Consider the following 12,471-nt stretch of genomic DNA (forward strand, 5'->3'; position numbering starts at 1 on the left):
GTGTAATGAATTTCCGAATTTTTAAAGATATGATTTGTATAAATTTCCAAACCTAACGGGTTTTCAAAACCGGTTAGGTTTTTCGATAAATACTTCTTATCTGTATCCTGCATTTTATTCCAAACAGATTGCGGGAAACAAAATGCGATTGCAGGATGTCTCCAACAAGTTGTGGGAAACAAAATTCACTTGCAGGAAGTCTCAAACAATTTGTGGGAAACAAAATGCAATTGCAGGAAGTCTCGAACAGCTTGATTGAAAGAAAATGCGATTGCAGGAAGTCTCAAACAAGTTGCTGGAAGTCTCAAACAATTTGCGGGAAACAAACTGCAATATGTTCAAACCTAACGGGTTTTCAAAACCCGTTAGGTTTTTTTCGGAAATTAGAAAAGGTATCTTTTGAAAATCTACAACATTGTTAAAAAGCGGAATTATCTCCTAGCCCAGATAGGAACGGCATCCTTTTTTGTGGCAGATGGAGTGAAACGGAAGCTGGCGCAAAAAAGATACAGTGGATAGCTGGATTAGCTCCTAAAAAACAACCGCCTCATCATTTTCTGACAAGGCGGTTTTCTGTAAATATCTTTTTGCTGATTAAACAAATGGCATTTTCACCACTTTTGCAGGGATGTTTTTGTTTCTTACCTGAATGAAAATTTCAGTTCCCAGTTTGAAGTGAGGCTTGTCTACATAAGCGATTCCCAAACCGATTTTCTTCATTGGCGACTGCGTTCCTGATGTTACTTTTCCGATCACATTTCCTTCTGCGTCTACCACAGGATAATCATGTCTTGGAACTCCTTTGTCTGTCAGTTCAAAACCAACTAATTTTCTGGTAACGCCTTCTTCTTTCTGCTTTGCGAAAGTCTCTTTGGAAACAAAATCTTTGTCGAATTTTGTGATCCAGCCTAATCCGGCTTCAATTGGAGAAGTGGTGTCGTCAATATCCATTCCGTAAAGACAGAAACCTTTTTCAAGTCTTAAAGTGTCTCTGGCAGCCAATCCGCAAGGAATAATTCCTTCTTCTGCACCGGCTTCGATGATGGCGTCCCAAAGTTTTTCCGCATCCTGATTGTTGAAATAGATTTCAAAACCACCGCTACCTGTGTAACCTGTGTTTGAAATAATGACATCACTTACTCCGGCAACAGAACCAACGGTAAAATTGTAGTAAGGAATTTCTGAAAGATTGGTTTCTGTGATTTTCTGAAGAATTTCAGTCGCTTTCGGACCCTGAACTGCCAACAGAGACATGTCGTCTGAAGCATTTGTCATTTTCGCTCCGAAAGTATTGTATTTTGAGATGTGATCCCAGTCTTTATCGATGTTTGAAGCATTGACAACCACGAAATATTTTTCGTCGTCCATTTTGTAAACAATCAGATCGTCTACGATTCCGCCGTTTTCGTTTGGAAGACAAGAGTACTGAGCTTTTCCGTTTTCAAGAACGTCCACATTGTTGGTCGTTACGTACTGCAAAAGATCTTTTGCTCCGGCACCTTCAATGAAAAACTGTCCCATGTGAGAAACGTCAAACAATCCCGCTTTTTCTCTTACTGCAAAATGCTCTTCCGTCACTCCGGAATACTGTACAGGCATATCAAATCCTGCAAAAGGTACTATTTTCGCTCCCAGAGAAACGTGCTTGTCGTACAATGCTGTTTTTTTCATGTTTAATTTTTATATTTATTTTCTGTTTTAATTGTAATAATTTTAATGCAAAGTCCGTAAAGATTTTTTTGGACTGTTTTCTGTTTTACGTTCGCAAAGGTTTTCTACTAGCAATGATTCCTAAAATTTTGAATTTTATTTTTTAATTTTAAAACTTTCAAATGCTTCGCTGAAAAGCATTTTGTAATTTCCGTTCCAGTGTTTCTGTTGGCAGTTGATGCTTATAAGATAGAGATCTTTGTTTTTCTGATAGACTTTCGTTACCCAGTAAAGATTTTCCTTTTCATCTAAATAATCATACTGATATTCTGAATACCCTTTTTTATTGCCCGTACTTTTTACTTTTTTCTCGTCTTCCGGCGAGTTGTATAAAGCTAAAATAAATTTCTTCACTTCTTCTTTGGGCAAATCCAGTCCATGATATTCTGAAATGGTAATCGCCCCAATCTGGTTGGTTGGAAAGATGTTGACGATTCCTTCATCATTGGTCGCCTTCCATAAGTCAGGCATTTTGATGGAGTAATTTTCGCTCTCGTAAAGTTCTGTACCTAATTTCTGCGAAAATGTAAATGTGCTCAGTAAAAATGCGGCAATTAAAAAGGATTTTTTCATCGTTGTGTGCTTAAAAATGATGTTTGTATTCTTCAAGAATGATTTTAAACCATTCGGTAAACTGTTCGGGATGTTCAGCAATTTCTTGATCTAAATCTTTCATGGAAATATAGCGGACTTCTTCCACTTCATTTTTATTTAAATTAAATTCTGAACTGTATTTTCCTGTAAAAACATGGTCAAGCTCATGCTCCCAAAGCCCGTTTCCGACGTCTGCCTTATAAATAAAATTAAATTTTTCTGAAAGTTCAGTTTTAATTCCAAGTTCTTCGGTCAGCCTTCTGTTGGCTCCTTCCAGATAGGTTTCGTCTGTTCTCGGGTGTGAGCAAACGGCGTTCGTCCATTGATTAGGAGAGTGGTATTTCTCTGAAGCACGCTTCTGCAAAAGCATTTCACCATTTTCATTGAATAAAAAAACTGAAAATGCGCGGTGAAGCAGACCATTAATATGAGCCTGCTGTTTTTCCATTAAACCTAAAACCTGATCTTCGGGATTTACCAGTACAACCATTTCTTCCATTCCTACAAATTTAAGTTTTAATCGTGATTTCGTAAAATAATTGTTTAAAATTTTTAATATTTATGAAATATTGGCTTTTATTTAAATAAAAATTACCATACTATTTTGTGAAAAATACAATAGAATACTGTCTTTGACCTGTAAATAAAGATTTTTATTGTTAAAATTTTAACATAAACGAAGATTAATACAAGTCTTTAATCAAGAATGATTAACTTTGCACTTTAAAAATTTGAACGATGGAGCTAGATTATATTGAGCATATCAGTCCGATACTAAAAGACGGAATTAAGAATTATCTGATCGATATCGACGGAACAATTACAGAAGATGTTCCCAATGAAGAGCCGGAAAGAATGGTTACCTGTGAGCCTTTTCCGGATGCGCTTGAAACAGTAAACAAATGGTACGATGAAGGTCACCAGATTTGTTTTTTCACGTCAAGAACTGAGAATTTAAAGCAGATTACCATCGACTGGTTAGACAAACACGGATTTAAATACCACAGTGTTCTGTGCGGAAAACCGAGAGGCGGAAATTATCACTGGATCGACAATCACCTTGTGAGAGCAACAAGATACAAAGGTAGATTTACCGATTTGGTTGAAAAACAGGTAACCATCGAAGTTTTTAAAGAAGATTAAATTACAGAGAAGATTTAAAGATTAAATGAAGGGCGAAATGCCGGAAATTCTTTTAGTTTTTAAATCTTTTTACATTTTAAATAGATTAAGTTAGTTATGAAAGTTTTAGCAAACGACGGTTTAGATCAGTCTGGAATTGATGCATTAACCGAAAAAGGCTTTGAGGTGATTACCGCAAAAGTTCCTCAGGAATTTCTTTTAGATTACATCAACGAGCACAAAATCCGTACAGTTTTGGTGAGAAGTGCGACACAGGTAAGAAAAGATATCATCGACAATTGTCCGTCACTGGAAATCATAGGAAGAGGTGGAGTAGGAATGGATAATATCGACGTAGATTATGCAAGAGAAAAAGGAATTCATGTAATCAACACGCCTTCTGCTTCTTCAGAATCTGTTGCTGAACTGGTTTTTGCACATCTTTTCTCAGGAGCAAGATTTTTGCAGGATTCAAACAGAAAAATGCCTTTGGTGGGAGATACTGAGTTTGCTTCTCTTAAAAAAGCATACGCTGCAGGTATTGAATTAAAAGGAAAAACCATCGGAATTGTTGGGATGGGAAGAATAGGTCAGGAAGTGGCGAAAATCGCTTTAGGTCTTGGAATGAGAGTGATCGCTGCCGATAATATGGTAGGAAAAGCGAGCATTAAAGTGACTTTTTACAACAACCAGTTCATCAATGTTGAAATTGAAACTGAACCATTGATTGAAGTTCTGAAACATGCAGATTTTATTACTCTTCACGTTCCGGCTCAAAAAGAAGGTTTTATGATTGGAAAGTCTGAGTTTGATATGATGAAAAACGGTGTTGCAATTGTAAACTGTTCAAGAGGTGGTGTGATCGATGAAGCTGCTTTGATTGAAGCTTTAGATTCAGGGAAAGTAAGATTTGCCGGTCTGGATGTTTTTATCAATGAGCCAACGCCATCGAAAGAAATTATCAACCATTCTAAAATTTCTGTGACGCCTCATACAGGTGCTTCAACACTGGAAGCTCAGGACAGAATCGGACTTTCTCTGGCAGAGCAGATTACAAGCATTTTACAGATTCAGTAAATTTGAATCTTTGGGAATAAAGAAAAACGCCGCAAAAATTTTGCGGCGTTTCTTATTTTTATAAAGTATTTTTTGATTTCAGTAAATCTCTGATTTCCATCAATAATTTTTGGTCTTCAGTAGGTCCGGCTGGAGCTTCAATCGGAGCATCTTCTTTTTTGCTCAAACTCGCAATTCCTTTTATAAGCATAAATAAAACAAATGCTACAATTAAGAAGCTGATAACGGAAGAAAGGAAATTTCCGTACTTCACACCGTTCCATGAAAGTTCAGCAATGTTTTTTACGTTGGCTTTTTCAAGTGCCGGATTCAGCAACAGCGGAGTAATGATGTCATCAACGAATGATTTTACAATAGCACTGAACGCCGCACCGATAATTACACCGACTGCAAGATCAACAACGTTTCCTTTGAAAGCAAAATCTTTAAAGTCTTTTACAAATCCCATAATTTTTATTTTTTTAAATGTTTTGCACAAAAGTATCATTTAAAAATAATAATATTAAATCTTTTGGGTATTTTTTTGCTTTAAACGATCAATAATTTTAAATAATTATGGTTAAATTTATTAAAAATAGTCCGTTATGAAAATTTTCACTACTGAAAACATCAGATCTGCAGATCAGTATACGATTCAAAATGAGCCGGTTTCGTCTGTTAATTTAATGGAAAGGGCAGCACAATCCTGTACCGAATGGATTACTTTAAAATGTAAAAACCACACAAAATTCGCAGTTTTCTGCGGAAAAGGAAATAACGGTGGAGATGGTTTTGCAATTGCCAGACTTCTGTATCTGAAAGGTTTCGATGTGGATGTTTTAATTGATAAAGCAAATTCTAAATTTTCAGACGATGCATTAATTAATTTAAAAAGATTAAAAGAGATTTCAGGAATAACACTGCATGATTTCAGTGAAACTGACGAATTTGATTTCGAAAAAACTGTGATTATTGATGCACTTTTCGGAACAGGTTTATCCAGAAATTTAGATGGGATCTATAAAGATTTAATTGAAAATTTAAATAAGAAAATCAGTCCTAAAATCTCGATAGATATTCCGTCAGGGATGTTTTCAGATCAGTTGAACGGTCCGAATGATGTAATTTTTAAAGCAGATTACACCTTGACTTTTCAGTTTTGGAAAAAGACTTTCCTTCATCCCGAAACCGGAGTTTTCGCAGGAAAAGTGGTCGTTTTAGATATAAAATTATCTCAGGAATTTATTGATCAGACTCAGACGGATGATTTTGTGATTGATGATGCTTTAATTTTAAAAATATTTAAACCAAGACAGGAATTTGCGCACAAAGGAACTTATGGTAAATCCATCATTGTTGGCGGAAGTTACGGGAAAATCGGCGCAGCAGTTTTAGCGACGAAATCGGCTTTGAGAACGGGCTCGGGTCTAACTTTTGTGCTGGCTCCGAATTGTGGTTATGAAATTCTCCAGACGAATTGTCCTGAAGCGATGTTCATAAATGGTGGAGAAAATTACATCAGCAGAATTGATGAGCAGGAAAAAGCAATCTACGGAATCGGTCCCGGTTTGGAAACGGAGAAAGAAACGGAAAATGCACTTTTGGAATTTCTCAAAAACCACCAATCTCCGTTAATTTTAGATGCAGACGCTTTGAATATCATATCACAAGACGAAAATTATTTAAAATTAATTCCAAAAAAATCCATCATTACACCACATCCCAAAGAATTCGAAAGGCTTTTTGGCAAGACCGAAAATTCTGTGGAAAGATCAGGATTAGCCAAGACAAAAGCCAAAGAGTTAGAGATTTATATTGTTTTAAAAGATCATCACACACAGGTCCTCACTCCAAACGGTCAGGTTTATTATAATGTTACAGGAAATTCAGGTATGGCAAAAGGCGGAAGCGGCGATATTCTCACGGGAATAATTACCTCACTTTTGGCACAGAAATATTCTTCTGAAGAAGCCGCAATTTTAGGTGTCTGGCTTCACGGGAAAGCTGCAGATTTAGCCGCAGAAAAATATTCAAGAGAAGCGATGCAGCCCACAGATGTGATTGATGAAATCGGAAATGTATTTCTCTACTTAAACAAAAAAGCCACAACTCAGTTGTGACTTTAAATTAAAATATTTTCAAAGCTAAAAACAATGAGCCAAAAGCTAATTGCCAAATGCCAGGAGCTTACTCCGGTTTTCCGTTTTCTGCTTCTGTAATTCTGTTGTTTTTAGAATAAATCATAATGACAACTCCTGCAATCATAAAAGGAATTGAGAGCACCTGTCCGGTATTTAAACTTCCGATGGAAATATATTCTTTTCCCTGTGGCTCTTTCAAAAATTCTACGAAGAATCTGATGGCCCAGAGTATAATAAAGAATAAACCAAATAGCCATCCCTGCTGATATTTTTTGTCAGTCTTTTTGTATAAAATCCAAAGCAAGACAAAGAGAAGAAGATAACCGATTGCTTCAAAAAGCTGTCCCGGATATCTTGGAACTGTTATACCATACTCATCGCTCATCTGAGGGAAAAGAATAGCAAAAGGTGAGTTGGGATCAACCTGTTTTCCGATAATTTCTGAGTTGAAAAAGTTTCCTAATCTTACGAAAGCACCACCCAAAGAAACCACAATTCCCAATCTGTCATACACCCAGAACGGATTTTTCTTAATAATTTTAAATGAATAATAAAGTGTGGTGAAAATCAAGGCTATCGTTGCTCCGTGGCTTGCCAATCCTGAAAAACCGGTAAATTCCAGTTCAGGTTTTGTTTTGATCGGAAGAAATACGCTGAGGAAATCTTCTCTGAAAAGTTCGCTCTGATAGAAAATAACGTGACCTAATCTCGCGCCCAAAATGGTTCCCAGCAAAGTCCATGTAAAAAGTGGATCAAGATATTTTTGGTTAACGTTATCAATGTCAAATATTTTTTTCATTAAAATATATCCGAAACCAAAAGCAATAACAAACATCAAACTGTAGTAGTGCAGCGTAAAGGAGCCGATGTGAATTCCCACTGCAGGATCCCATATTTTATAAGTGGTCTCCAGTGAAGTCTGATCTGCTTCTGTCAGAGGCTTTGAAGATTTTAGGACATATTTAAAATCTGCCTTATTTTGAGTAGGTTTAAAATCTTTATTTAAAAACTGATATCCGTTTTTCTGAAGAACGATAAATGCGTTGTCATAAAATTCGTCCCATCCGTTTTTTCCTTCAAGATTGGCTTTGTTGACGATGATCAGACTGTTTGAAGCATTTTTCCCTGCAAAATCAGCAAAGGTTTTGGCATCAGTTGTTGAAAATACTTTTACCGGAACAGATTGGCTGTTCACAATCAGATTGGCATCAGAAACGCCGTCAGGATAATTCTGTGCAAAAATATTCTGAACAAAAAACGCAAAGATGATCAGATAAACTCTAAAGAATATAGTATTCATTATAAAAATGTTTTTAGCATTAGTGGTTGCATTTTGGGGGAACGGGATCGTAGCCGCTTCCGCCCCAGGGATGGCATTTTGAAATTCTTTTTACACCGAGCCAAAATCCTTTAAAGATGCCGTGAACCTGCAGTGATTCTACCATATAGTGCGAACAGGTAGGCTCGTAACGGCAATTTTTTGGAAGTAATGGCGAGATAAACCATTGGTAAAATTTGATGAGAATTACCAGAGGAAATGTGATGATTTTATTAAATGAAAGTTTCAAAACATTGCAAAAGTAGGGTAAAAAATTGAAATTTAGTTTAAATTTGTTTGAAGTTTCGGGCAGTAAACCGGTGTTTCGCCGGATAAAATTATACGTTTGTCGATTCTGTTTTACTTTCAATAAATATTTTAAATTCAAATACAAAAATCTTGAATCACAACACGCCTTTAGCAGAAAGATTAAGACCGAAAACCTTAGATGAAGTTTTAGGGCAGGAACACCTTACCGGAGAAAAAGGTACCATCAGAAAAATGCTCGAAAACGATGCACTGAATTCTCTCATTCTCTGGGGGCCGCCGGGTACAGGGAAAACTACATTGGCAGAAATCATTTCAGAAAAATCAGGAAGGAAATTTTTTAAGCTTTCAGCGGTTTCTTCAGGAGTGAAAGATGTGCGCGATGTGATTGAAGATGCCAAGAAGCAAAATCTTTTTTCAGGGAAATCTCCGATACTTTTTATTGATGAAATTCACAGATTCAACAAATCTCAGCAGGATTCTCTTCTTCATGCTGTGGAAAAAGGCTGGGTCGTTTTGATTGGTGCGACGACCGAAAATCCGAGTTTTGAGGTTGTTTCGGCATTGCTGTCACGAAGTCAGGTTTATATTTTGAAGGCATTGAGCTATGATAAACTGGAAGAACTTATTGACATTGCTACAGCGAGATTTAATAAAGACGAAAATTCTGATTTTGTTATAAAAGAAAAAGAGGCTTTCATTCAATATTCTGGGGGAGATGGGAGAAAGCTGATTAATTCTGTGGAATTGGTTTTAAATCAGTTTAAAAATTCTGCAAACAAAGAAATTTCAAACGAAGATGTCATGTCGGTGCTTCAGGAAACGATGGCGCTTTATGATAAAAACGGAGAGCAGCATTACGATATTATTTCAGCTTTTATCAAATCGATGCGGGGAAGTGATCCGAATGGGGCGGTGTACTGGCTGGCAAGAATGATTGCGGGAGGTGAGGATATTAAATTTATCGCCAGAAGAATGCTGATTCTGGCTTCGGAAGATATTGGTTTGGCAAATCCAAATGCTTTGGTGATTGCGAACAACTGTTTTCAGGCTATTAACGTAATTGGAAATCCGGAAGCGAGAATTTTGCTCAGTGAAACAGCAATTTATCTTGCGGTATCCCCGAAAAGCAACTCTGCTTACATGGCAATCAACGAAGCGCTGGCTTTTGTAAAGAAAACCGGAAATCTTCCTGTTCCCTTACATTTAAGAAATGCCCCGACAAAACTGATGAAAGATCTGGATTATGGTAAAGAGTACAAATATGCGCATTCATTTGAAGGCAATTTTGTAGATCAGGATTTTTTACCTGAAGAAATTAAAGATGTGAAATTCTATGAACCGGGAAATAACGCAACTGAAAAGAAAATCTACGACGAACTTAAGAAAAAGTGGAATAATAAATATTAAAAAAGGATATTCAAAATGAATATCCTTCCTAAAAATATCTAATATGGCAATTTTTTATTTCTTTGGGCTGGTAATAACCAATGTTTTTTTACCGTTGTAATCCTTCACTTCTGAATTCTCCATCAAATTGGCGAAAATATTAATTTTGGTATCATTAAATTCATATCCGTCAATTACAACAGGCGTTTCTGCAGCTAAACCATTTTGCTCATTAAGTGCCGCAAGGCTAATGAAGTCAAGCGTACCATATTCTTTTTTAAATTTCACAGAAGCCAAACCGTTTTCAGCGAGAAAACTGAATTTTTTCAGATCCTGAGGCAGAGCAGCAGAATTTTTAAACATATTTACGCTTTGAACATACTGTTTATTGGCATCAAACATGGCAACAGTTCCTACATTTCCATTGGCAATAGCAAATTTAGTGGAAGGATTTTTCTGTGCAAAAACACTTACTGAAGCTACTAAAAGTAGAGAATATAGAATTTTTTTCATAATCAAAAATTATATCATTTAAATACGTGATAAATGTACATAAATTTTGATTAATATCCATAATAATTATAAATATTTCTAAATATCATTGTGGTAACAGGAAAAACAGATGACAGAATAAATGGAGATGGGATATACTTTGTTAATAACATAATATATTTTTAATGAGTTACTTAAGTGAAATTATTTTTTCTCTCTGTTACCGCCACTTTCTCCATTTGAATCAGATATTTATCAGATTTAATTCAAACCAAAATTCTCATATGCATCAGATTTATTCATTCTCAGTCTTCCATTCCTGCTGAATAAATGACATCAGAAAATCAGGGCATTTGATAACTCTCCCTGATTCTGCGTCCAAAAAGAAAAGAGTTGTCTTCGCATCGGTAATTTTAACATTCTGCGCATTGAAGATCTCATATCTAAACTCTATCTTTACTCCCGGAAGTTTTTCAATATAGGTATGAATTGTCAATTCTTCATCGTAAAAAGCTGGTTTTAAATATTTAATACTGTATTCTGAAACCGGAAGCCAAATTCCTTTTTTTTCGATGTCATTATATGAGATTCCTATGCTTCGGAAAAGTTCCACTCTTGCAACTTCCAGATACTCTGCATAGTTGCCGTAATAGACATATTTCATAGGGTCAGTTTCTCCGTAACGTACTCGTAATGAGTGTGTTGTATGTATCATTTTTAGGTCTTTTTTATACATACAAATATATTTTTTAATAATCAATAGGTGCAACATTTTTTTTTAAAAAGAAAATAAGTGACCTTTGCTGTCCACCTTTTTTAACGACTAACTACACAATATCAGGGCATAAAAAAATGAAAGAAAATTTGATGATGACATGGCAGAATTGCCTCCAGTTTATGAGAGATAATCTCAATGCGGCTGAGGATAATTCTGATTTGAAGAAACTTGAAAAATCCTTCGACTTACTTTTCGACAAAGTGCAGCCGGTTTCGTTGGTTGACAACAATCTTACGCTGATGGTGCCGAGCGATTTTTACAAAGAATATATTGAAGATAACTACCTGTCTCTACTTTCTGCAGCCCTGAAGAAATATATTGGCAAAGGCGTTAAACTTTGGTATTCTGTGATGGAAAACAAGCCGGCAGGACAGGAGAAACCCGTTACCATGAACATGAAAGGCAAAACAGTTGCTACACCAAAAGTGCAGGAGACTATGCCTCAGGGTTTTTCAGGAAATATTGTAAATCCGTTTGTAGTTCCGGGTATCAAAAAAGTAAATATTGATTCAAATCTTAAAGCTGATTTTTCTTTTGATAATTATGTAGAAGGAGAGAGCAATAAATTTGCTTCCACTGTGGCAAAATCTATCGCAAAGAGACCTGGTGCAACGGCATTCAACCCATTATTTTTATACGGTGGTTATGGTGTTGGTAAAACTCACCTGGGACAGGCCGTTGGACTTGAAGTAAAAAGCCAGTTTCCTGATAAAGTTGTTCTTTACCTTTCATCAGAGAAATTTATACAGCAGTTTATTTCAGCTGCAAAAGCGCATAAGCAGACAGAGTTTGCCAATTTTTACCAGATGGTGGATGTACTGATTATTGATGATATCCAGTTCCTTTCGGGGAAATCTGCTACTCAGGACAGTTTCTTCCATATTTTTGATTATTTACATCAGAATGGGAAGCAGATTATCCTTACTTCAGATAAAGCTCCGGTGGATATTATGGATATTCAGGACAGAATTGTATCCCGTTTCAAATGGGGACTTTCTGCAGAAATCAAATCTCCGGATCTTGAAACCAGAAAGCAGATTATCGTAGACAAATTAAGCAGGGACGGAATTGTTCTTACGGATGACATGCTCGATTTCCTCGCTTCTGAAGTGAAAACAAACGTAAGAGAACTGATTGGTGTTATCAATTCAGTGATTGCTTACTCTACAATTTATAAATCCGATTTAAGTCTTGAACTTTTAAAGGAAACAATCAATAAGATTGCAGCCAATCAGAAAAAAATCATCAATATTCCTTATATTCAGGAAGTTGTATGTGATTATTTCGGAATTAAAAGAGAGCAGCTTCTATCTAAAACAAGAAAAAGAGAAATTGCACTTCCAAGACAGTTGGCAATGTATTTTGCTAAAGAATATACTAACTCTACATTTACAAAAATCGGTGAAGAAATGGGAGGGAAGGACCACTCAACCGTAATGTACGCCTGCGAAACCATAAAAGACGTTTCGAAGATTGATAAAGAAGTGAAAAAATACGTGAAAGATCTTACTGAGCGAATTAAACATTAAGATTTTTTTTAAATTAAATACAGAAATGAAGGATAGATTTATTCTTCATTTTTTATTTTTGTAAAATATCAAATA

At 35.9% G+C, this 12,471-nt stretch carries 13 protein-coding genes; 5 read left to right on the forward strand and 8 right to left on the reverse strand.

Going from position 1 to position 12,471, the window contains the following annotated elements:
• Positions 1–594: 594 nt before the first annotated feature.
• The 3 genes from gcvT to idi all read right to left on the reverse strand — a co-directional run bounded on the left by gcvT (position 595) and on the right by idi (position 2,803).
• Entirely contained in the window at positions 595–1,671 is a 1,077-nt protein-coding gene (gene gcvT / locus ASG21_RS09700) for a glycine cleavage system aminomethyltransferase GcvT (RefSeq protein WP_056078957.1), read from the reverse strand.
• 135 nt (positions 1,672–1,806) lie between these two features.
• Positions 1,807–2,283, reverse strand: coding sequence for a hypothetical protein (locus tag ASG21_RS09705; RefSeq protein ID WP_056082290.1), 477 nt, complete (start codon positions 2,281–2,283; stop codon positions 1,807–1,809).
• A gap of 10 nt (positions 2,284–2,293) precedes the next feature.
• Complete coding sequence (gene idi, locus ASG21_RS09710; RefSeq protein ID WP_056078960.1) at positions 2,294–2,803, reverse strand: isopentenyl-diphosphate Delta-isomerase; 510 nt, start codon at positions 2,801–2,803, stop codon at positions 2,294–2,296.
• A 239-nt stretch (positions 2,804–3,042) separates the two neighbouring features.
• Between idi and ASG21_RS09715 the strand changes: the two genes are divergently transcribed.
• Together ASG21_RS09715 and ASG21_RS09720 are read left to right on the forward strand one after the other, a co-directional pair.
• Positions 3,043–3,447: a hypothetical protein gene (locus tag ASG21_RS09715; RefSeq protein ID WP_056078963.1), complete on the forward strand. Its 405-nt coding sequence runs from the start codon at positions 3,043–3,045 to the stop codon at positions 3,445–3,447.
• 96 nt (positions 3,448–3,543) lie between these two features.
• Positions 3,544–4,503: a D-2-hydroxyacid dehydrogenase gene (locus tag ASG21_RS09720; protein ID WP_056078966.1), complete on the forward strand. Its 960-nt coding sequence runs from the start codon at positions 3,544–3,546 to the stop codon at positions 4,501–4,503.
• A gap of 58 nt (positions 4,504–4,561) precedes the next feature.
• Here the strand turns inward: ASG21_RS09720 and mscL are convergent, their stop codons facing one another.
• Complete coding sequence (gene mscL / locus ASG21_RS09725) at positions 4,562–4,951, reverse strand: large conductance mechanosensitive channel protein MscL (protein WP_056078969.1); 390 nt, start codon at positions 4,949–4,951, stop codon at positions 4,562–4,564.
• Positions 4,952–5,087: 136 nt separating this feature from the next.
• On the opposite strand from mscL, the gene ASG21_RS09730 reads away from it, so the two are divergent.
• On the forward strand, positions 5,088–6,602 hold the full coding sequence (locus tag ASG21_RS09730; RefSeq protein WP_056078973.1) for a bifunctional ADP-dependent NAD(P)H-hydrate dehydratase/NAD(P)H-hydrate epimerase: 1,515 nt from the start codon (positions 5,088–5,090) through the stop codon (positions 6,600–6,602).
• A gap of 67 nt (positions 6,603–6,669) precedes the next feature.
• On the opposite strand, the gene lgt is transcribed toward ASG21_RS09730, so the two are convergent.
• Together lgt and yidD are read right to left on the reverse strand one after the other, a co-directional pair.
• A complete protein-coding gene (lgt, locus tag ASG21_RS09735) occupies positions 6,670–7,518 on the reverse strand; it encodes a prolipoprotein diacylglyceryl transferase (RefSeq protein ID WP_241773512.1) in 849 nt (282 codons plus the stop codon).
• A 424-nt stretch (positions 7,519–7,942) separates the two neighbouring features.
• On the reverse strand, positions 7,943–8,191 hold the full coding sequence (yidD, locus tag ASG21_RS09740; RefSeq protein ID WP_056082296.1) for a membrane protein insertion efficiency factor YidD: 249 nt from the start codon (positions 8,189–8,191) through the stop codon (positions 7,943–7,945).
• Between the two features lie 149 nt (positions 8,192–8,340).
• On the opposite strand from yidD, the gene ASG21_RS09745 reads away from it, so the two are divergent.
• Positions 8,341–9,618 (forward strand): replication-associated recombination protein A, encoded by a 1,278-nt coding sequence (locus ASG21_RS09745; RefSeq protein WP_056078976.1) that lies wholly within the window; start codon positions 8,341–8,343, stop codon positions 9,616–9,618.
• A 54-nt stretch (positions 9,619–9,672) separates the two neighbouring features.
• Here ASG21_RS09745 and ASG21_RS09750 read toward each other — a convergent pair whose 3' ends face one another.
• Both ASG21_RS09750 and ASG21_RS09755 read right to left on the reverse strand, forming a co-directional pair.
• Positions 9,673–10,110, reverse strand: a complete 438-nt coding sequence (locus ASG21_RS09750; protein ID WP_056078978.1) for a hypothetical protein — start codon at positions 10,108–10,110, stop codon at positions 9,673–9,675.
• A 274-nt stretch (positions 10,111–10,384) separates the two neighbouring features.
• Complete coding sequence (locus ASG21_RS09755) at positions 10,385–10,804, reverse strand: thioesterase family protein (RefSeq protein ID WP_056078981.1); 420 nt, start codon at positions 10,802–10,804, stop codon at positions 10,385–10,387.
• Between the two features lie 137 nt (positions 10,805–10,941).
• Here ASG21_RS09755 and dnaA point away from each other — a divergent pair, with 137 nt between their 5' ends.
• Positions 10,942–12,396: a chromosomal replication initiator protein DnaA gene (dnaA, locus tag ASG21_RS09760; RefSeq protein WP_056078984.1), complete on the forward strand. Its 1,455-nt coding sequence runs from the start codon at positions 10,942–10,944 to the stop codon at positions 12,394–12,396.
• Positions 12,397–12,471 lie beyond the last annotated feature (75 nt).

Origin of the sequence: Chryseobacterium sp. Leaf394 (assembly GCF_001424105.1) — a bacterium.
In the GTDB taxonomy this organism is placed as follows: domain Bacteria; phylum Bacteroidota; class Bacteroidia; order Flavobacteriales; family Weeksellaceae; genus Chryseobacterium.